The 20,748-nt window shown below is 63.4% G+C and carries 11 protein-coding genes and 2 pseudogenes; all 13 read left to right on the top strand.

What is annotated here, in order from left to right; genetic code table 11:
* Positions 1-158 precede the first annotated feature (158 nt).
* The 13 genes and pseudogenes from ACGFH8_RS31380 to ACGFH8_RS31320 all read left to right on the top strand — a co-directional run bounded on the left by ACGFH8_RS31380 (position 159) and on the right by ACGFH8_RS31320 (position 20,684).
* Positions 159-2,561 (top strand): AAA family ATPase, encoded by a 2,403-nt coding sequence (locus ACGFH8_RS31380; RefSeq protein WP_393374326.1) that lies wholly within the window; start codon positions 159-161, stop codon positions 2,559-2,561.
* Positions 2,562-2,676: 115 nt separating this feature from the next.
* Entirely contained in the window at positions 2,677-4,005 is a 1,329-nt protein-coding gene (locus tag ACGFH8_RS31375; protein ID WP_393374324.1) for a hypothetical protein, read from the top strand.
* 113 nt (positions 4,006-4,118) lie between these two features.
* A pseudogene (locus tag ACGFH8_RS31370) lies at positions 4,119-4,255 on the top strand (IS5/IS1182 family transposase); the annotation flags it as partial.
* A gap of 410 nt (positions 4,256-4,665) precedes the next feature.
* Positions 4,666-6,219: an ATP-binding protein gene (locus ACGFH8_RS31365; protein ID WP_393374321.1), complete on the top strand. Its 1,554-nt coding sequence runs from the start codon at positions 4,666-4,668 to the stop codon at positions 6,217-6,219.
* Positions 6,216-7,196 carry a PD-(D/E)XK motif protein gene (locus ACGFH8_RS31360; protein ID WP_393374319.1) on the top strand — a complete coding sequence of 327 codons (981 nt, stop codon included), beginning with the start codon at positions 6,216-6,218 and terminating at the stop codon, positions 7,194-7,196. Before ACGFH8_RS31365 ends, ACGFH8_RS31360 begins: the two co-directional genes overlap by 4 nt.
* Positions 7,193-10,168, top strand: coding sequence for a Z1 domain-containing protein (locus ACGFH8_RS31355; protein WP_393374316.1), 2,976 nt, complete (start codon positions 7,193-7,195; stop codon positions 10,166-10,168). Before ACGFH8_RS31360 ends, ACGFH8_RS31355 begins: the two co-directional genes overlap by 4 nt.
* Positions 10,169-10,494: 326 nt before the next feature.
* On the top strand, positions 10,495-11,649 hold the full coding sequence (locus ACGFH8_RS31350) for a DNA cytosine methyltransferase (RefSeq protein ID WP_393374314.1): 1,155 nt from the start codon (positions 10,495-10,497) through the stop codon (positions 11,647-11,649).
* A gap of 41 nt (positions 11,650-11,690) precedes the next feature.
* Positions 11,691-12,419, top strand: coding sequence for a GIY-YIG nuclease family protein (locus tag ACGFH8_RS31345; protein ID WP_393374312.1), 729 nt, complete (start codon positions 11,691-11,693; stop codon positions 12,417-12,419).
* 65 nt (positions 12,420-12,484) lie between these two features.
* Positions 12,485-12,859, top strand: a complete 375-nt coding sequence (locus ACGFH8_RS31340; protein ID WP_393374309.1) for a very short patch repair endonuclease — start codon at positions 12,485-12,487, stop codon at positions 12,857-12,859.
* 169 nt (positions 12,860-13,028) lie between these two features.
* Positions 13,029-14,027: a GIY-YIG nuclease family protein gene (locus ACGFH8_RS31335; RefSeq protein WP_393374307.1), complete on the top strand. Its 999-nt coding sequence runs from the start codon at positions 13,029-13,031 to the stop codon at positions 14,025-14,027.
* Between the two features lie 199 nt (positions 14,028-14,226).
* Positions 14,227-14,361: pseudogene (locus ACGFH8_RS31330) on the top strand (IS5/IS1182 family transposase); the annotation flags it as partial.
* An 855-nt stretch (positions 14,362-15,216) separates the two neighbouring features.
* A complete protein-coding gene (locus tag ACGFH8_RS31325) occupies positions 15,217-18,885 on the top strand; it encodes an AAA domain-containing protein (protein WP_393374305.1) in 3,669 nt (1,222 codons plus the stop codon).
* Positions 18,886-18,890: 5 nt separating this feature from the next.
* A complete protein-coding gene (locus ACGFH8_RS31320; protein WP_393374302.1) occupies positions 18,891-20,684 on the top strand; it encodes a hypothetical protein in 1,794 nt (597 codons plus the stop codon).
* Positions 20,685-20,748: the final 64 nt, after the last annotated feature.

The following is a 20,748-nucleotide window of genomic DNA, read 5'->3' as shown; positions in this document are numbered from 1 at the left end:
CTACAGCCAGCTCTCATTATTGTTTGATTTCAGTGCGTATCGCTCCGGCCAATGACGCGATGCCGAGCGGTTCAGCCGTCTGTCGTACCCCTTAGCTAGATTCTCTCTTGCGCGGCTGGCATGTGGTGCCAGGCGGCATGGGTTGCCGAGGAGGGCCGGTGCGCCTCACGCGGGTGTACGTCAGATTCTTTAAGTCTTTCAACTTCGACTACGAGCGCCGCGCGAACGAGAAAGCTGAGCGCGCGACCTGGGAGGTCCTGCCGGAGGGTTGGTATCCCCATGTGCGCCTGGACGTCGACCCGCAGATCACAGCGATCGTCGGAGCGAACGAGTCGGGTAAGAGTCACCTTCTGGACGCCATTGAGTGCGTCGTGGGCAAGCGCGAGGTTTCGCGGAGCGACTTCTGCCGCTACTCGCAGCTGTTCTCAGTGGAGACCGACGAAGTCCGTATACCTGACGTCGGCGCCGCCTTCACGGTCTCCCGTCCGGTGGAGTCCGAGGTGTTGACAACACTAGGCGTGACCAGGGCGGTGGGCGAGACCTTCCTGTTCATGCGGCCCGGCGAAGGGCATCCCTTCATCCTGGCGGACAAGGTCCTCGTCGAGCTCGACGACCCAGCCGAGGTGAAGGCGCTCGAAGACATCCTGCCGCAGGTGCTGCGATTCTCCACCAGCATCGCCGTCCCCGACAGCGTGCCGATCGCGTCGCTGTGGGGTGGCCGGCTCGGGAACCTCGCCGACCGCCGCCTCCGCGGAGAATTTCTAGAAGCCGCCGAGCAAGCCGACGACGATGCCGACGCGGCGGCGTTGGGTCAAAGGTTGTGGTCGTTCTTCCGCCGTCCCGCCCCCGCGGCGGCCAGCCCTGAGCAGGCACGTCAACGCGAGGCACGCGCTCTGGCCAGGAAGCTACTCATCGACGTCGCCCACGTCGACGAGAGCATCTTTAAGGAACTCCAGGAGGCCATCAACGAGGGCAAGGAAGGCGAAGTCAGCGGCCTTGAAGGCAAGATCAACGAGAGCTTGGCGCGGCACCTCAATCTGTCGCGCTGGTGGAGCCAGGACAACGACTTCAAGCTCCGCGTCACCACCCGCGAACGCGAGCTGGTGTTCACCATCCGCGACCGCACCGGGGCGGAGTACTCATTCGGTGAACGCAGCCGGGGCCTGACCCACTTCCTCGCCTACTTCGTTCAGCTCCGGGCCCACCGGCCAGCCGACGACCGCGACGAGATCCTGCTCATGGACGAACCGGACGCCTACCTGTCGAACTCCGGCCAGCAGGACCTTCTGCGCGTGCTGGAGAACTTCGCGATCCCGGACGACCGGCATCGGACCGACCAGGTCATCTATGTCACTCACTCACCCTTCTTGATCAACAAGAACGCCGCGGATCGGCTGCGAGTCCTTGACAAAGGTGCTCAGGAGGAGGGCACCCGCGTCGTCAGGGACGTCGCCCGCACCCACTACGAGCCCCTGCGCTCCTCACTCGGCAGCTACGTTGCCGAGACAGCCTTCATCGGTGGCAAAAACCTCATCGTCGAAGGATCCGCCGACCAGGTGATGCTGGCCGGGATGTCCAACGCGCTGCGCGTCCGGCGGCCCGAAGTCGCTCGGATGCTGGACCTCAACGAAGTCACGATCGTTCCCGCCGGCAGTGCCGACAGCGTTCCCTACATCGCCTACCTCGCCCGCGGTCGCGACCCGATCAAGCCCCCGTGCGTCGCGCTTCTCGACGGTGACGACGCTGGTCGGAGGGCCGTCGCCAAATTGAGGCGCAGCGAGGCGAACCGCAAGCCGGTCCTCGACGCGAAGTTCGTCGTCTGCCTGGACACCTGGGCCACCAACCGCGCAGCCTCGGCACCCGATGACATCAAGGTGGTCGCGTCTACCAAGTCCGGTGACGTGACCGAGATAGAGGATCTCGTCCCTGCACGCATCGCGGTCTACGCCGCCCGAAACTACGCCATCCGACTGCTGGGCCTCGGCGACGATGACGCCGCCAAGCTGAAGGAGACAGGCGTCAAGGCACGGCTCGAGTCAGGCCGCCCGTTGTGGGACTGCCTCAAAGACAGCTTCGCCGAGGCTTTCGACGCGAGTATCGACAAGGTCGGGTTCGCCCGCGAAGTCGTCAGTCATCTCAACCACGTCCCGCTCGACGGCCGCCGCCCAGCAGAGGTCAAGACGTTGGAGGACAACTTCATCGCGCTCTTGAGTGACCTGACAGACCTCCTCGAAGACGCCGCGATCTGCGAGACCCAACGCCGTCGCGGAAAACGCATGGGCCGCATCGTCCGCGGATTCCTGGACGACTATCGCGAGGGCGCAAGTCGTACCGTAGCTGACAGCCGCCTGCGTGAGATCGAGAGCAGCCTCGACGACTCTGCCGCCCACGACGACCTCAGAATCAAGATCGCAGCGCTACGGCGAGACTTCTCACTCCGGACTGACCCGACCAGGACCATCGCCGACTTCCCGACCTTCCGGCAAAGGCTCGAAGACCTGACTCGCCAGGAACGCCTCGCGAACCAGGATCCCGACGTCAACGTAGGCCCCGGCTACTAAGCGCCTGGACAGAAGTCTCGTCCGCGATCCTGCGCCGGCAGGAAAAGCTGTTCGCCTGCGAGGGGTGACGGCTGTATCCTGTCCGGTTCGCATCACGTGGAGGAGTCCGGGAGTGATGATCAAGACGCTCGATGAGCTACGCCAAGCAGATGACCGTACGCTGCGGTTTACCCCCTTGGGGCTGGGCCTAGGCGTGCAGATGCGTCCCGACGACGCCGCCGAGTACCAGCAGCAGGTCGCATCCCAGCTGGATCTCGATCCGAGCGTCGCCGAGGGCACCCGGCAGAGCTTCGATCACCTGCGCAATGTCTACGCCTACGGTGTGCTGTGTTACGAGGTGTACACATTGGTGCACGATCACGCCTTGCTGGTGATCGAGCAGGCGCTGCGGGACCGGTTCGTTGACTTCCATCAGGGAACCGTGACGTTTGTCGACGGTGCTGGTGTCGATCATCAAGTGGTCGTGTCGCGGTACGAACAGGCGCAGGAGTTTCTTCGTACTCGCCGCCCGCGCCCCCGCCGCGGCTGGCGGCTGCGTCTTCCGGACGGGAACGTGATGGCGTTTAGTGGTGGGATGCTCGGTGACCTGCGGGCCTGGGCGCGGCAGGTTGGGCTGTTGCGTGGGCAACGGAACCGCGGTGTCGAGCAGGCGCTGTCGAGCCTGCGTAACGTTGTCGCCCACCCCACCGCCTACCACCTCATCGGCCCGGTGGAGGCTGCGTGCACACTTTGCTACCTGGCCGAGATCATCAACCAGCTATGGGGTTTGCCCACCCCAGGGGGGCGGCTCTACCCGGCACCGCTGCGTCGCGAGGTCGTCGTGATGGCGTGGCCGACCGACGGTAGCGAGTTGTGCACCGCCATCGCCGCAGACGCCTTCGCCGGATTCGTCGATCCCGACGACCGCCGATGGCAGTGTGTCATCCTGCGTGCCGTCTTCCACCCCGACGAGCGCGTTAGTGACCCCGAACTGCGCCATTACGACTCCCGGAGCGAAGTGACCCGCTACCCGGTCGACCTGCTCTGGGGGCCAGGAACTATCACCGACGCCGCCGCGTGGTTCGTCAAGTACGAGCCCGAGCCGGATGAGTGCGACTACCTCGACCGGATTTTCATGATCCGCCACGACGGCAAGGATCTCTACCTGCCGATACGTCCATCGATGGCCGCCGCGATGCCCGACCAAGACCGCGCCGGCATCTGGTACACGGTCAAGGCCGACCACCCCAACGACGCCTACCATCACGTCCACAACCTAGTCACCGGCGCTGGGTGTGAGCGGGACGGACCATGCCGTGAGTGCCACGCCGAGAACTTGGGCGCCGGCTTCCACCACGTCGCCCTTAACCACGCCGGGCACCGCGCAACTTCGACCCCCACCCTGCCGAACGATGTCAGGGCGCCCTGGGCACACCCCCGCGTCCAATACCTTGACTGGACCTAACCGAATAGGAGTTAGTCCCCGGCGTACTGTCGGTTACGGGCCGCCGAGTGAGGGCTTGGCCGTCCAAGTGCCGGCAGCACTCCCCGGGTTGGGGTCGTCATGCGCCGCGTCCGTCAACGACGGCGGCGCACCGGGTCATCGACACACTGGCCTGCTGGCATTGGCGCCGGTGCGCAAGCGGCAGGTCGAGCAAATCGTGATCGTCGACGGCACTCTGATCCCGACGCGCGCGCATCAGGCGTCTTCGCGCATCGGCTGACGCGCTGTTCATTCTGCAGAGGCGGGGATTGTAGGTCGCTGCTATGACGGCGGGCTCGATGCGATATCGATCGGAGGCGGTGCACGCGCAGGATCAGGCGCATCTCACGGAGGGGTGAGGGCATCGGGGGTAATTGAGAATGACCAAGAGCATGCAAGCGGCTCCGCGTCGACGGGCACCATTTTCGATGGATGAGCCGCGTCTTGTCGCCGGAGACGCAGCCATTTCCACTCTAGATCGCATCATCGCTGTTTGTGACTCTCGCTGAGAAGGATGGGACGCCAGATGACTATTCTTGTCGTTCCCCGCGGAGGGCTTGAGGTCGGCCGATTGGCTGATGTTCATCAACGGGGCGATCGGGTAGAATTCGGCTTCATCTGCAGTGATTAACTCTGTATGGGATGTGTCTCGAAAGAGGGCGGACGGGGTCTGAGTTGTTGACTTGGCGAGAAGAAATTCCAACTAGCGGTTCAGTCAGTCTGCCCCCTGACCCGCATGCCCTTGACGGCCTCGGACGCAATCATCGGATCGAGACGGCCTTAGCGGACCTTGTTGACAATGCCATCGACGCCGCCGCGAGCGAAGTGATCATCAGATTCGTGCAGCGCGACGGCCGACTACGCTCGTTGTACGTTGCCGATAATGGTCACGGCATCTCCTCCAACCTTATCGATTCGGCCATGACCGTCGGCGGGTATCGTGCATACAAGGCAGGTAGCCTCGGGAAGTTCGGTCTCGGGATGAAGGCTGCATCCTTCAGTCAAGCTCGCAACCTGACAGTTTTCAGCCGCTCCGTCGACAGTGAAACGAATGGTCGTCGCTGGTCGCTGAATGACCTTTCGGATTTCCGATGCGACATCGTGCCGACCGACTGCGTCAACGACGAGTTGGATCAAGAATGGGGCTTCAGGTCAGCAGGCGCGGGCGGTCGTACTGTCATCCGTTGGGATGACATCACTGGATTCACTGTGACGGACGATCCGGACCGCGTGCAGGCGTTCTTGAACGCTACAATATCGAAGATTCTCGACCACCTCGGACTGGTGCTCCACCGATTCCTAGCGCGGGAAGCCTTGCGGATCGCCGTTGACGTCGCCGACGCAGATCGTTCCGTTGTCGGCAGCCAGTTCGAAGTCGAGCCGATCGATCCGTTTGCTTACCACCACACCGGCCATCCCGATTATCCAAAGGTCCTCGTGGCGGAACGCGACGGCCAGAGGATTGAGTTCACCTGCCATGTCTGGCCTGGCCGCACGAAGTCCCCGAACTTCCGTCTGCCGGGCGGTGCCATCGAACGACAGGGCCTCTACTTCTACCGAGCCGATCGGCTGTTGCAGGCCGGCGGCTGGGATGGCCTCACCGCCGCTGACCCCCGGCTGCAACTCGCCCGCGTCGCGATCGACATCAACGACGACGTGGCGGGCCTCTTCTCGATGAACCCGGAGAAGTCGCGGGTGACGGTCGGGCCCGACTTCGCCCACCTCGCCGAAGCCGCTCGCGACGCCGACGGCGCTCGTATGGCCTCCTACCTTCGAGATGCTGAAGCCGCCTACAAACGATCACGAGAACGCCGCCGAGACAGGCGGAAGATGCTCCCTCCCGGCAAAGGATTCGACCCTCTCGTCAGGAAGGCCATCAGCGACGAGGTCCCGTTCATGGCCGGCGAAGACCCGATCGACATCAGGTGGCGCCGGTTCCAGAGCCTTGAGCTGTTCGCTGTCGATCGCGAAAACCGCACCTTGTGGCTGAACGACCACTATCGCCCTGCCGTGATAGGGAGCGGACGCGGCGGCCTGAACGATGCTCCGCTCGTGAAGGCGCTGCTCTATCTCCTGCTTGAGGACGTGTTCGAGGGCGAGTACCTTGGCGCCAAGGACAAGGACAACATCGCCATGTGGCAGGAGATTTTGACGAGTGCCGCCCGGTCCCAGCACGCCCGCGGCGTAACCTGGTGACCCGACAGCACCTCAGCGTCACTGGCTTCCGCGAGTACCTCGCTGCCGGCGTACCAATGGCGCATCCGATGGGCAAGAAGCCACCACTGACCCTCACGATCGATCCAGAACGTCCCTCCATCACTCTGCAGGGACCGCTTGCTGACCGCGAGGCTGTTCCACGGTCCCGCTTGGAACATCTCAGCGTGCGGCCATCGCCCCTCGATCCTGGCCTGCTACAGGTCGTGATCACAGACCCATCACTCTTCGTGGACGCCTATCCAATTCTCTGCGCGATAGCCGATCGAGCCCAGCTGGACAGCAAAGGATTCGGAGTCGCCGTCACGGAGACCCTACGGCTGCTCACGCGTTTGATGGGACGCAACCGATCAATCTCCAGAGAGCGTGAGCTGGGCCTCTGTGGCGAACTACTGACTTTGATCGGGGCATGCAAGCGACTCGGGCCGCAGGCTGCTGTGTCGGGCTGGCGCGGACCGCATGGTGAAGAACACGACTTCGCTATCGAGAACTTCGATGTCGAGGTCAAAACCACCGCCTCGGAGAGCCGGACGCACTGGATCGGCTCCCTTACGCAGCTGCAAGCGACACCGTCGGTGCCGCTGTGGCTCGTCTCCCACCAGGTCACCGAAGCCGGCCCGGGACAGGGCTGGAGGTTGAGCGAGCTCGTTGCCGCTGCCCGGAGCGCTGCCGCGAGCACAACTGCCAGCGTGGAGATCGCCGCCAAACTGGCTGCAGCAGGCTGGGCAGAACCGTTCGATGAGCTGTGCGTCACGCGCTGGCGGCGACGAAGTCCTTCACGAGCCTTTCTCGTTGCCGAAGACTTCCCAAGGCTTACTGCACAGCAACTCGCAGGCACGGGTTTCGACTACAGCCACGTCACCGACGTCCGATACCGCATCGACTTGACCCATCAAGAAGCAGGCGCGCCCGTCCCTGAGCCGCTCGCCGACATCATCGCCACCGAGGTGAACCCATGACCGACCCCTTTGCGACCAGCTACCGAGAAGCGCTCAAGGCCATGGATCTGCGCGGACCCCGCCGCCTGCATGCGTTAGTCGCAGCCCTCACAGAGGACCTGTCCATCTGCACCGACGACGACAGCCTCTGCGCCTACCTCACTGCCGTGGACCCCAACGATAGCCTCCGGATAGACTTCGCTGTACGGCTTGCCACCTGGGACGCTGCTGAAGGCAGCACCTGGACTGATGGCACGCCCCACAACACCCCCGAGCGGCGGGCCCGTATCACCTCGCTGCTCGGCCTCGGTGACAAAGCAGCAGCGCTAGTGCTGGACATGGTGCCCATTGCGGCGACCGAAGGCACCATCATCGAGGGCGAATGGTCACCTTGGTACACCGAGAGCGTCCGCCACGACCGTGACTTCTACTGGGACCACTACCGCAACCACCTGCTGCACGCGCGCGGTTTTGACCCCAAAGCAGTCGCCGCGCTCGACGCCTCCACGACCAAAGTCGTGGAGCGCCTCGCGAACCCCGCCGGTTCCAAACGCCACCAGGCGAAGGGCCTGGTCGTCGGCTACGTCCAAAGCGGCAAGACAGCAAACTTCACCGGTGTCATCGCCAAAGCCATCGACGCTGGTTACCGGCTCTTCATCGTGCTCAGTGGCAGCGCGAACCTGCTACGAACCCAGACCCAGCGACGACTCGACATGGAACTCGTCGGCCGCGAGAACCTGCTTCGGGGCATCAGCGAACACGACACCGAAGCATTCGACTACCACGCCGATCGAGACTGGCGCGACGGAAAGTTCGTCCGGCACGGCGTGCTGCCTCGTGAAGTGGGGCAGCCCGACGTCGTCCGCCTCACCACGCGAGACTTCGATTATCAAAGCTTGCAACAAGGCATCAGCGCCCTTGACTTCGAGCGGCCCGATCGGACTCGACCGCTATTCGACGAACTCAATCTCAGAGGTAGCCATGCGCGCCTGGTTGTTGTGAAGAAAAACAACCGCGTGCTGGCTAAGCTGGTCAAGGATCTACGCAAGATCACCACACGTCTCGCCGACATCCCGGCCTTGATCATCGACGACGAGTCCGATCAAGCGTCTCCGAACACTAGCAACCCCAAGAAATGGGCAAAAGATCAGAAAGAGCGGACCAGCATCAACCAGCGCATCAGCGAGCTGCTGACGCTGCTTCCGCGGGCCCAGTACGTTGGCTACACCGCGACGCCGTTCGCCAACGTCTTCGTTGACCCCAGCGATACGGAAGACATCTTCCCGAGCAACTTCATCCTCTCCCTCGACCGGCCGCCGGGATACATGGGAGCCGCCGACTTCCATGACCTCGACGCCGACCTCGATGACACCGAACGCAACTTCGCGAGCTCGAAGGAGAAAGCGCACGTACGTCCGCTACCGGACGACCCTGCCGACGAATCCCACCTCAGGCAAGCCATTGACGCCTTCGTGCTGACGGGGGCGATCAAGCTCTACCGGCAAGACCGAGGCGAGGGAGCTTTCCGGCACCACACCATGCTGGTACACCACGCCATGCATCGTGCGGTCCACAGCGACAAAGCAACGGAAGTGCGCCAACTGTGGGAAACCGGCGGCTATTTCGCGCCAGCTAGCGCTGAGCGGCTATGCAAGCTCTATGAGGACGACATCCGCCCGGTCAGTCAGGCGCTCGCAGACGGAGACAGCATTCCCGACTCCTATGAAGAGCTGACGCCCTACGTCGCTCAGGCGATCCGCAACATCGGCCAAGGTGGCGACCCTGTAATCGTCGTCAACAGCGAGAAGAGCCTCGAGAACGAACAGATCGATTTCGACCAGCGCGGAGTCTGGAAGATTCTCGTCGGCGGGAACAGCCTCGCTCGTGGCTTCACCGTCGAGGGCCTCACCATCTCCTACTACCGGCGACTTACAAAACAGCAAGACACCTTGATGCAGATGGGACGCTGGTTCGGCTTCCGACCGCACTACCGGGACCTCGTCCGTCTATACATCACCCCGTCCCTGCACACGGCCTTCGAGGCAAGCTGTCGCGACGAGGAACACTTCCGAACCGAGCTGCGCCGGTACGCCACACCCGTCGACGGTAAGTCTCAACTCACACCCGCCCAGGTGCCACCTCTGGTCGCCCAGCATCTCGACTGGCTCAAACCCACGGCAGCCAACAAGATGTACAACGCCGACCTCGCCGAACGCCGCTCGCCAGGCATCGCCGTCGAGCCGCGGCGGTGGCCGGCCAACCCCAAACTCATCGAGTCCAACACAAGGGCCTTTCAACCGCTTCTCGATGCCGCGAAAACCTACGCCCACCTTTACGGCGAGCTGCCCAACGCTCCGGAGCCTGATAGCGACGAGTCAGAGAGAACACCCGAAAGCTGGAACTACCACGCCTGGATCGGCAGAGTCAGCCATCCGATCCTGCTCAGCGTTATGCAATCGCTTCGCCTCGCAACCGATGATGCGCTGACGCCCGATCTGCGATGGCTCACCTCGCTGACCCCGGAGCAAATCAGCGGCTGGGTCGTCATCTTGCCGCAGCACAAGGGCTCAGCGGCCAACCGGCGGATCCTGGGACACGAACCGATCAGCGTCCACACCAGAACCCGGCAGAAGCCCGATTACTACGGCGGAATCAGCAAACTCGAACACCGCGGCCCCGGAGAAGTAATCAAACGCGTGCCAGCAGAATATAACAAAGCTGTCAACAACACAGAAATCGGCGAGGTGCAAGCGAGGCGGCATGTCGAGCCCCGATCGGGTTCGATTCTGATCTATCCGGTTGTTGACCGGGCGAAGGACGGCGAGCCATCGCTTCCCGGACAGGCAAAAGATGAACTGCATCCCCACCAGGTGACTTTGGCGTTCCGTTTGGTTGCGCCCGAATCGGCCCTTGGCGGTGACAAACGCCTCGTCCTGTTCGAGGCCAAGGTGACCTCGCGGCGGAATGCAGCGATTGTTGACAAGCATGAGTAAAAGAGTGTGACGGATCCTGTTGGGCTGGCCGATAGCCTGGGTGCGGAGGTTCGGAACGTTGCGATCTGGAATTCGAGGACGCGTTTACTGGTATTTGACGCGAGGCTGGCTGAAGCCCGGCGTGAGCTCGTTGATGACGAACCGTGAGGCACCTCTCTGCAAGAACTAGCCTTGCTTGTCCCGTAACTCAACGAGCGGTTTATCGTTACTTTGGGTAGCTAGCTGATCGGGAACGCAGGTGCCGCATGGGGCGTATGATTGGATTGGTCACAGGCTGGCGTCATTCCTCGTCAGTTCGACATCGCAGGTTATAGACTGCTGCAACGATGATCGGCGATGGAGGGCGCATGGAAACTAGGGCGATCAATGCCGCAGAATTTTTTGCCGGCATCGGCCTCGTGCGGACGGCGCTGGAGCCGCTCGGAGTGAGAATCGTTTGGGCCAATGACATCAAGCAGGCGAAGTTCGACGCATACTATGCGAACTACCCCGATGCCGAGGACCACTTCAAGGTCGATGATATCTGTGATATCAGCGGAGAGTCTCTTCCTTCTGAAATTGAGCTCGCGACAAGCAGCTTCCCCTGCATTGACCTCTCCCTCGCTGGCAACCGCCGTGGCCTACTCGGCAAGCAATCCGGAATGTTCTGGCAGTTCGCCCGGGTGGTCAAGGAGCTTCCGAAGAAGCCGCGTGTGATCCTACTCGAGAACGTGCACGGATTCGCGACCAGTCACGGCGGCAATGACTTGGCCGACGCGCTTCGGTGCTTGAATGAGTTGGGTTATTCGCTCGATGTGATGGCTATCGACGCCCGGCACTTCGTTCCGCAGTCCCGCCCGCGCATGTTCATTGTAGGAATCGCCAAAGAGGAGCTTCCGAAGAACGCGCATGTCGGAATTCCAGAGATTAGCGACGTTCGGCCGGCATGGGTTAGAAAAATTCACGAAGCGCACAACGAGAACATCAACATGCACTACCTCGACCTTCCTGGCCTCCCCGAAGGACCGAAGGACCTGGGTGCAGTGGTGGAGCACAACGTGCCGCCAGGTGCATGGTGGGATGAGCAGCGAGTCGAAGCCTTTGTGGGCTCGCTCAGCGACGGACAAAGAGCGCGGTTCGAGTCTCTCCGTACCGCGGATCGGCTTCACTATCGAACGGCTTATCGACGTACACGGCAAGGTGTCTCGATGTGGGAGCTCCGACGTGACGCAATCGCTGGATGTCTACGAACGACCGGCGGGGGATCGAGCAAGCAGGCGCTAGTCGAGTTGGGCCACGGCCGCGAACCTCGGATCCGCTGGATGACGCCGCGCGAATACGCGAACCTCATGGGCGCTACGGATTACAAGCTCGTTGCTGGCACACCTAACCAGCAACTGTTTGGCTTCGGCGACGCCGTAGTAGTAGACGTCGTCCGCTGGATCGGCAAGCACTACCTGATCCCTGTACTGCGGCCAGACAACGAGCCAGGCGACGGGTAGCCTTCCGAGGGCGAGCCTGTCCATCGCCCTGGAGGTTGCCGTTGTCTACACGCCGTATCGACCTCACGACGACGCTTCTGCCCCGGGAGGTGCAGGCCATCCGGGACGCGATCACCGCTGCCCTTAGGCGGCCCGACCCCCAGCGCCCGGGCCAGACCATCGGGAAGGCCAAGGCCGGCATCTACGCCTTTTACGACTACGACGGAGAGCCCATCTACGTTGGGCAGACGGCTGAGGGCTTCGGCGTCAGGCTCGGGCGGCACCTGACCGGCCAGCGGTCTGATGCAGTGGCGAAGTACGTGCTCGATCCATTCGAGGTCCATACGGTTTCGATGTGGTCGCTGCCACACATCGGTGATCTACCATCGAGGGCTCGCAAAGCTGCTCTCGATCCGTATGAATACACCGTCTATCAGAAATTGCTCGAGGCGAGCGCCTTCAACGCCATCCTCAACGAAGGCGATATCCCCGAGGCTGAGCCAGTGGAGCTCCCCGAACCGCTGACCTGCACCATCATTCCGGACAGCATTTTTCCCGATCGCAGCCACCCGGACACCCGGATCGCTAGGCGCGCGCAGACGATCTCGCTTCTTGCTAAGAACATCAGTGAGCGCAAGGTGTCACGGGGACTGAGGCGAACGCTGCTGACACAGACGGAACGGCTCAACGACCTAGCGCGCGCCCGCTACGAGGCTCTGGACGGCGTAATCGAAGTCGAAGGCGCCGAAGGAGTCGTCGAGGAGCCGGAAGGCCTTTTCCCAACATCCTGATAGGTAGCGCATTGCCCACGGTCAGGCTCCCGACGACTCCACCGCCCTCAAGTGCTTCTAAGTCAATGAAGGCTAATCGAAGCTCCAGCACCAAGCCGGAACTTGCGCTGCGGCGCGAGCTGTTCCGGCAAGGCCTTCGATACCGCGTGGGACTACGGCTCCAGCTGCAGGACAGAAAGGTTCGCCCTGACATAGTTTTCCCGCGACGAAAAATCGCGATCTTCCTCGATGGATGCTTCTGGCATGGCTGTCCCGAACACGGGCGTATGCCCTCGGATCCGACGGGCTACTGGCATGCAAAGATCGAGAGGAACCGCAATCGCGACGTCGTCGTCGATGGCCAGCTTAAAAATGCGGGTTGGACGGTGGTCAGGATTTGGGAGCACGAGCTGGTGACAGAAGCAGCTTCCCGCGTCAAGCGCCTCGTCCTGTCCCAGTAGCAGCCAGCCAGCTGGCATGCGCTGCGCCACGAAGAGGCTGGCAGGCAGTCCAGTGAGCCGCTGCGTCGTGATTAGGTCCCCGGCAGGTCCGGGGCACCCGGCTTGGTGGGATTGGTGTAGACGCGCCGGTTACGGTCCTCGCTCATCGTCTGCGCTAGCCTCTGGAGTCATGCCCGGACTCGTCCCGCCGCCGAACTACAACGCCGACACGCCCGATATCAATGAATTTTATCAGCTGTTGGATGATGGCCTGAAGCTGACGCTCGACGAAGACGCCGCAGACCTCAGCGCCCTCGACCGCGATGCTGCCGTGTTGGACAAGCTCATCAACGAGCTGACTGACGAAGTATCTGGCCTGAAGGCATTGGAAGCGCAAAGGCTAGCCCGCCTGAATCAGATTCTTGCCGCGCCCTCGCCTCGTCGCGGTTTCAAACGGTGCAAGGCGGACCTCGCTGAAGTTCGGGATCCCTTGAGGAAAGCGTCGGCCGAACTGGAAGAGGCGCTGGCGACACGAAGCATGCTCGCGCGCGGTATAGAGCTTCGAGCGGGACACAGGAACATCCGGCACGAATGGCAGGCTGGCAACAAGAAGGTCGGTTCAGGCGGCTACGGCGTATATGTCTTCTATGACTTCGACGGCGTAGCCATGTATGTAGGGAAGACGACAGAAGGAGTCAGCACGCGGATTCGACGCCACCTGACAAATCAGCGCACGGACGCGATCGCGATGGGGGTGCTGGATCCGCTAGAGGTCGTAGAGGTCGAGGTTTGGCCGCTGTGGCCTACAGACCAACAGAGAGACCTGGCGAGGAAGTACGTCAGCGCCCTCGAGTATGCGATTGAGCGCCAATTTTCCGACATGCTGTTCAACGAAAAGCGCGTACCGCCCGTCGCCGACGTGCCCGTACTGCCAGCCAGCGTGCGCTTCGATGTTCTGTCCCCTCAGACCCGCGCCCGCCTTGGTCATCCCGATCTGAGAATCGCCCGACGGGCGGCTGTGGCTGCCAAACTCAGCAGTAGGATCTCTGAGCGAAGCCTCCCCAACGTAGGGCTTCGTCTCAGCCTGCGTCGACAGTTGCAGCGGCTCACCGAGCTGGCGGACCAACGGTTCGAAGATCTGGGCGGGCTGGCTGCTGTGCCTGAAGGCACCGACAGCGAGGGCGATTGAGGTTAAGCAGCCGGCCTGGTCTGTCAGCTCGGCCAGGCGTGACCGGCGCGCCGCAAGCTGTCGATCAGCGTGGTCATGCCAGCGCCGGGTTCCCTGGTGATGACGATGTAATGGCTGCTCACGTCGTCCTCTCTGATAGTCGTGTACTCCTCGCAACCTCGGCGTCTGGTTCACTCCGGAGATCACCGAGGATGCGTGGATGCAGGTGATCTCCGCAGCCCGCCAAGAGTGGATCCTCCCGTTCACTGCGGACCCCGCCCAGTTCCGCAAGCTGGTCCGCTTGGTCGCCGAGCGTGGCGGGAACGGGATCGCTGACGGTCGGCCGGGCCAGCAGCGGGCCGCTGCTCCGGCGACCGCTGAAGCATCTGCGGCACGGTGACGACGTAGCGCGTCGCTGGTCTTCGATGATTTCCGTGGCGTGTGCTCCAGCGGGTGCCAAGTCGGGTCAACCGGTGCCTGCGCGGGGCCCCACGGTCGACTATCGGTCGCAAGCCGGGGTTCGTGTGCTCGGGGTGGTCCTCGGCTGGGATGACAGGGATGCGCTGACGTGGGTGAACCTGGGCCACTCCCTGCTACCCCATGTGAACGCTCGCCCTCGCGAGACTGGGCCCTCGCGCCCTCGTAGCTCAGTGGATAGAGCAGCGGTTTCCTAAAGCGGTCGTCAGCGTTGTTCCTAACGGAGACCGACAAGCCCTGTGTGCTCGGTTTGGGATCCGCCTGGCTGCGCTCGTCGGGCCCCCTGCTTTTCTTTAGAGTCAGGATCCCGCAGAGCTGGGGCCGCAGTAGACACCATAGTGACCCTTATGATCACTGTTCTCATCACGTAATCGGTAGGCGCGAAGGCTCACTGCACGAGTGCGCGACATTGAGCTGGGCGTCGCTTCTGCACTGGAGGCGGCTGCGGCTTCAGCGACCGAGTAAACCTGACCCGCCCCGCGATGCACCGTGGACCGGTCCGCTCGGACTAGTAAATCGCCTGCCTCGGCGGGGGGTTTGAAGTGCCGCTCCATATTTCGCGGCTCTGCCCGAGCTGCAATGGCACTCGTGTGCGCGAGTCCCCTGCCCCAGCGAACCACGATACGTGGACCGCCTCGTACCTTCGGGTCTTTGAGACGAACGCGTGCGGGATGTCAGCGCTTCCGGCGTTGGCTAGGTTCGTGATGAACATCCGGCGAAGGTGAGGGTCTACATGAGTCTCGGGTCCAGTGCGCTGCTGCTCAACGGCCGCTACAAACTCATCGGCTCAGAGATCTCCAAGCCCGGTGACGGCGAGCTCTGGGGCGCACTCGACCAAGAGGAGGTCTCCAAGCCGCTGCTACTCAAGGCCTGGCCGTTCATTGATGAGCGGCCCGACGACGTCCAACGGGCCTTGTGGGACGCCGAGCTGCGAACGCTCTACCGGGTGCGTAGCACGCCCGGCTCAGAGGAGTCGCTGCTGCAGCTGTGCGACGTCGGGATCGATCATGACGCCCGCTGCTTCATCATGGTGTTCAAGACGGAGGGACTGCAAAATCTGGCCAGCCTCCTCGGTCCGCAGCGTGGAGACCATGCGTGGCTGAGCGGGAGGCCGGAGGACCGGGTTGCGCTATGGCAGATGCTCGAGCGGTTTACCGACGGGCTCGGACTGTTACACGACCAGCAGGTCGTGCACCGCAACGTGGTGCCTGAGTCGGTTTTTCTGGAGTCGGGCGAGGGGCCCGAGTCGGCCCGACTTGGCGGTTTCGAATGGAGCATCAGACTGGGCAGGCCTGCAGCGCGGGCGGCGCGGATCGGCTGGGAGACCGTCCCGGAGGCGTTCGCCGGGCGGGCGCCGTTCGGGCCGGACGCAGATTGGTTCGCTTTCGGGATGCTCGCCGCCCGGTGCATGCTCAACATCGAGCACTTTGACGCGCCCGCCGTCGCGCCGTGGGATCGGTACCGCGGTGTCCTGAAGCTGTTGGCCAAGCCCAAGGGCAGGCTCACCGCGCTGGAAGTCGACTTTATCGGTCGACTGATCGCCGAGGATCCGGCGACGCGGCTGCGGCATCAATCGGACATCTCGGCAACCATCAGGGAGATCGTCGGCGTCCTGCAGGATCCGGGGCAGAACGACGACACCTCCCGTCGGCACCTTGTCATCATCGATCCGGCTAACCGCCGGCTGGTGACCGACTGCTTCGACCGCGGCTTCGGCGAGTTGCTACGGCTCGAGCCGGGCGACACGTTCGACCCGAAGCGGGCGGAGCACCGCAGCGCGCTACACACCTTTCTGTACAAGGACTTCGCCGACGGCGCCACCCTGACCCCCGTGCCCAATCGCGAGAAGTACGTGCTCTCCGGCAGACGCATGCATCTGATCATCGGCCCGTCTGTCAACGAGGTTGACGGCAAGCCGACCTGGCAGAACGCGTTTTGCACCGGGACCTCCGACTATTTGTCAGGGGCTGCGGCGAACCAGGTCAGCATCCCGCCGGGACAGCTGGAGTTCTTCAGCACACGCGAACGGCGCGTCCTTGGTTCCCGCCTCGCCGCCTCGGCCCGGTGGGAGGCCTTGCTGCCGCGCGTGGACAAGGCTCGCGAGCGGCGCGAGGAGCAGGAGCGCTTCAGCGATTTCCTGCGTATCACTAACCAGGTCGACATCCTCGTTAGAGACGCCGAGCTGTTCCGCTGCGAGGTTGTCGAGGTCGAGGAAGAGGGTGGCAGCTGCACACAGGTCGAGGTGCGCGAGGTCCTTCGCGACCACCCGCCGTCGGGGATGTTTGCCATCGACGGCGGTATGGCCGAGTTCCTTTTCCGCGAGAAGCACAGCGGCAAGCCAGGCAACAACCTCATCCAGCTTTGCTCGCCAAGTTCGGAGAGCATTGAGGACCGGCCGGCGGATCCTGAGTGGGTAGTGCACAGCGTCGACATACCAGGACGTACCGCGAAGCTGACGCCGAACCAGGACCTGCCGAAAATGCCACAGGTGGGCGATGTGCACGTGCTACGGACCAAGGGGCTCGGCGGGCAGGTGCTGCAGATCAAGCGGCGCAAGCAAGCGATCGCCAAGCTCGCCAAGCACACGTACCTGCTGGAAAGCCTGACCACGCCGGGACAGGTGCTCATGGACAGCGGGCCAGTGCGGCTGCCGGTCCCGTTGGGATCCAAGACCGTCGACTCGAGCAAGCTCACACAAATCCAGACAATACTCGGTGTTCGGCCCATCTACACCGTCCAGGGACCTCCGGGCACCGGCAAGACGCATATGGTCGCCTGGCTTTTGCGTGAGATTCTGGAGGAGGATCCCGTTGCCCAAGTGCTCATCACGGCCCAGGCGCACCACGCGGTCGACGTGTTACGAGCAAAGGTCGAGCAGGACGCTTTCGCCGACGTCTCTGAGGAGCGCCGGCCGCTGACAATCCGGCTGCGTCGCGCCAAGCCGGACCAGCCCGGCGGCTTCAGTGCTGAGGAGCAGGGCTCGGAACAGCAAGTGACTCGAGAGTTGCTGGAGCAGACAATCAGCCGGATCGAGGCCGTCCAGCCCGTAGGCGCCGCCTCGCCCGTGCAGGCCGAATGGCTGGCAATCTGCAAGCGCATGGTGGCAGAACTCAACACACGTGATGCCTCGACTCCGAAGGAGTTCCGCGAACTGGTCAAGCGCAGCGCCAGCATCACCTACAGCACGACGGGGGATGGCGACCTGGCGGCGCTAGCTGGGGAGGTGTCCTACGACTGGGCCATCGTGGAGGAGGCGGGCAAGGTCCATGGCTTCGAGCTTGCCCTGCCGCTCTTCCTAGGGCATCGCTGGCTCCTTATCGGTGACCCGAAGCAGTTGTCGCCGTACCGCATTGAGGACTACGAAAAGGCGGTAGCCGAGCTCAGCTCGACTGTTGCCGCGCTCGAGGCGTTGCCGGCGCCAAACAAAAACGTCGACCGGGAGGTACTGCTCAGCTGGCGTGACCGAACCCCGGAGCAGCGTGGGGAATTCCAGCAGTACTGCAAGCGCTGGCTGCGGCTGTTCGCTCAGCTACACAAGCTGTGCGCCCATCACGAGCCGCAGGAGGGGTTACTTACCGGACAGCACCGGATGCACCCGGACATCGGCGAGCTAGTGTCCGAGGTCTACTACAAGGGGAGACTTTCGCACTACACCCGTGATCCCGACAGCGGCCGGCCGAAGCCTGGCATCCTGCACAACCTGCATGCTCCAGCAGAGGTCGACGGCCGGGCCATAGTGTGGCTGGATCTGCCGATGGCGTCCGCCGATGAGACCCGGGCTATGGAACACGGCACCCCGAAATACCGCAATCCCGCCGAGGCTTTCGCGCTTGACCGGTTCCTACGCACCCTGCGCGTTGACAACAAGCCGCCGTTGGACCTCGCAATCCTCTCGCCGTACGCGCAGCAGGTCGGCTATCTCCGCCAACAGCTCGACGGACCGGAGTTCCGTGAGATGCTCGCCGAGGCAGGCCTGCGCCTGGCACCGGACCCGCAGCGGTCGCAGTACGACACCGGTGCGCAGGCTAGGGATGGCTTCTTTACCGTCGACTCCTTCCAGGGCAACCAGGCCGAAGTGATTGCGATCAGCCTGGTCCGCAACAGCACTGCCGCCAGTGAAGCAGGACTGGGTTTCCTCGTCGAGCCGCAGCGCATGAACGTGCTCATCTCCCGGGCCGAGCGACTGCTGGTGCTGGTCGGATCGTGGGAGTTCTTCCGCTCGCAGGTCCACTACGTCTCACGAGACCCGCAGCAGTGGGCGCCGCTGCAGCACCTCGCACTGATGGTCGACCGGTTGGAAGCGTGGTTCAAGGAGGGGCGGGCCGTGCTGATACCCGCCGACCTAGCCGGATATGAACCCCCGGCTGCCCTTGTTCACCATGAGCCCCCTGTAAGGAAGTGAACATCATGACCATCGTCAGGACCTTGGTTCCGCTGAATATGTACGTGGTCACTTACCAGCTCGCCTACGGCCGTCCGTACAGCAAGTTCGAGGAGTTGCTGCTCAAAGCAATCAACGAGTCGGCGGACACGGGAGGCCGCACCTCACGCGAACTCGGGGACATTTTCAAGGTTCATGTCCGGCTGCTGACCGAGGGCCTAGTGACGCTAATTCAGGAGGGGTGGGTCGCGATGGAGCAGCGCGGCTCCGAGATCTACTACCTGGTGACCGAGCAGGGACGTGCGACGGTCGCGTCCGGGCGTCGCCCGAGCAATCTGCGAGTGCGTACCTCGCACGCAAAGATCGTGCGGGAGCGGCTGACCGGCCAGATGACACGCGCCTCAGACCTGACGCTGATCACTGTGAATGCGCTGCGGCGGGCCGCCAACCGGGCGGTGCACAAGGAGGCGCTGCAGCCGCGCTTGATCCGTACGAAGATCAACGGTGGCGAGGCTGAGCGGTTGCTGCCTCGCTCCGACCAGCATCAGGAGTGGGTGCGGTGGATCGATTCGGCGGCTCGCGTTAGCCAGGACCTGCACTACCTGCCGGTGCGGGTGGACCTACACAGCGGGAATGTGCTTGGCCTGCCCTACCAGTGGCAGCACCTCGCGCAGATGATCTGCCATGAGGCCCGCGAGCGGCGCGAGGAGTTTGAGGCCGACCCGGCGTTCCAGGCCGAGCTGCAGCGAGTCATGCAGGATTCGACGGAGGCCGTGATCGACGACGTCCCGACTGTCGCACACTGGGCTGTGCCGTACGCCCAGGCGCCCATCACGTGCGCCGACCTGACACTGCGGGGCGGCCACGGTCGTGCTCTGGCGGAAGGCCTCCTAGCGCGGGCCGAGGGCAGCGTGCTGATCGTCACCGGCAACCTGGACGAGCCAACGGCGGTCGCCACGAAGGACGCGGTGATCGCGCTGCGCCGCCGCGGTGTGCATTGCGACGTGCTCTGGTCATGCGATGACGAAGCGGCGGCCGACAGCATCCAGCGACGGGTCACCGCGATCCGAGCCGACGACTCACTACCAGGCAAGGTGCAGTTCAACCGAGCGCGGGCGGAATGGGTCGCCGACATGATCATCACCGTGACGGCGGACGGGCCAGTGGCCGCCATCGGAGCAGGTCTGTTCGGCGGGGCAGAGCGAGACGGTGAGCTGCGGCCTGCACTGCGGCTGACCGATCCAGGGATCGCCGCAGCGCTGGCCCGGGTCTGCGCCGGCTGGTGGGAGGAACTTCCAGCGAATGAGGGCGCGCTGCCCGCACATCGGTGGAAGCACTTGGCCGAACAGTGGGCCGGCGAAGCGGCCACTGCGCCAGCGCCCAATCAGACGATCGTGGGGGTCGGCTGCCCAGACAACCCGTCAGTGGAGTGCGCCGGCCGGGCGATTGTGTTGGTTGGGCCGCAGCAGGCAGCGTTTCAGACCAACCTATCCGCCGAAGCCGGACAGCGGTACCTGCGCACCGAGTCGGACGGACGCGCTGACCGTCTAGTAGCCGAAACAACCCACCTGCCGGATGCAGTTGGCAGGCTCTACCGGGTCGTCGGCGGGGCCGACGGATGGCGGACGCTTCACCGCAAGGGAGACTCGTGGTCGGTCGAGGTCACAGAAGCGCCACCGCCCTCGCGGTCCCAACGGCTGCTCGCCGTCAATGGGCAGTGGCTGGTGACATGCGGTGACCCGGCGCGGTCGAGCGTTGCGTTCTGCGTCGAGGGACACGTCGGCGAACACGCGTGGGTGCGCGCGATGAACGGTTCCTGACAGCGCCCGCCACCATGCTCCTTGGACAGAGGCGGACGGCCGGAAAGGGTTGCAGGGGGATCAG

Source organism: Micromonospora sp. NPDC049175 (assembly GCF_043197345.1).
In the GTDB taxonomy this organism is placed as follows: Bacteria; Actinomycetota; Actinomycetes; order Mycobacteriales; family Micromonosporaceae; genus Micromonospora.
This window is presented reverse-complemented; position numbering and strand designations above follow the sequence as displayed.

What these genes read in the sequence shown, in the direction of transcription:
- ACGFH8_RS31375 (WP_393374324.1), top strand. Translation starts at nt 2,677, where the DNA reads ATGATCAAGACGCTCGATGAGCTACGCCAAGCAGATGACCGTACGCTG.
- ACGFH8_RS31365 (WP_393374321.1), top strand. Translation starts at nt 4,666, where the DNA reads ATGTGTCTCGAAAGAGGGCGGACGGGGTCTGAGTTGTTGACTTGGCGA.
- ACGFH8_RS31355 (WP_393374316.1), top strand. Translation starts at nt 7,193, where the DNA reads ATGACCGACCCCTTTGCGACCAGCTACCGAGAAGCGCTCAAGGCCATG.
- ACGFH8_RS31350 (WP_393374314.1), top strand. Translation starts at nt 10,495, where the DNA reads ATGATCGGCGATGGAGGGCGCATGGAAACTAGGGCGATCAATGCCGCA.
- ACGFH8_RS31340 (WP_393374309.1), top strand. Translation starts at nt 12,485, where the DNA reads ATGAAGGCTAATCGAAGCTCCAGCACCAAGCCGGAACTTGCGCTGCGG.
- ACGFH8_RS31335 (WP_393374307.1), top strand. Translation starts at nt 13,029, where the DNA reads ATGCCCGGACTCGTCCCGCCGCCGAACTACAACGCCGACACGCCCGAT.
- ACGFH8_RS31325 (WP_393374305.1), top strand. Translation starts at nt 15,217, where the DNA reads ATGAGTCTCGGGTCCAGTGCGCTGCTGCTCAACGGCCGCTACAAACTC.
- ACGFH8_RS31320 (WP_393374302.1), top strand. Translation starts at nt 18,891, where the DNA reads ATGACCATCGTCAGGACCTTGGTTCCGCTGAATATGTACGTGGTCACT.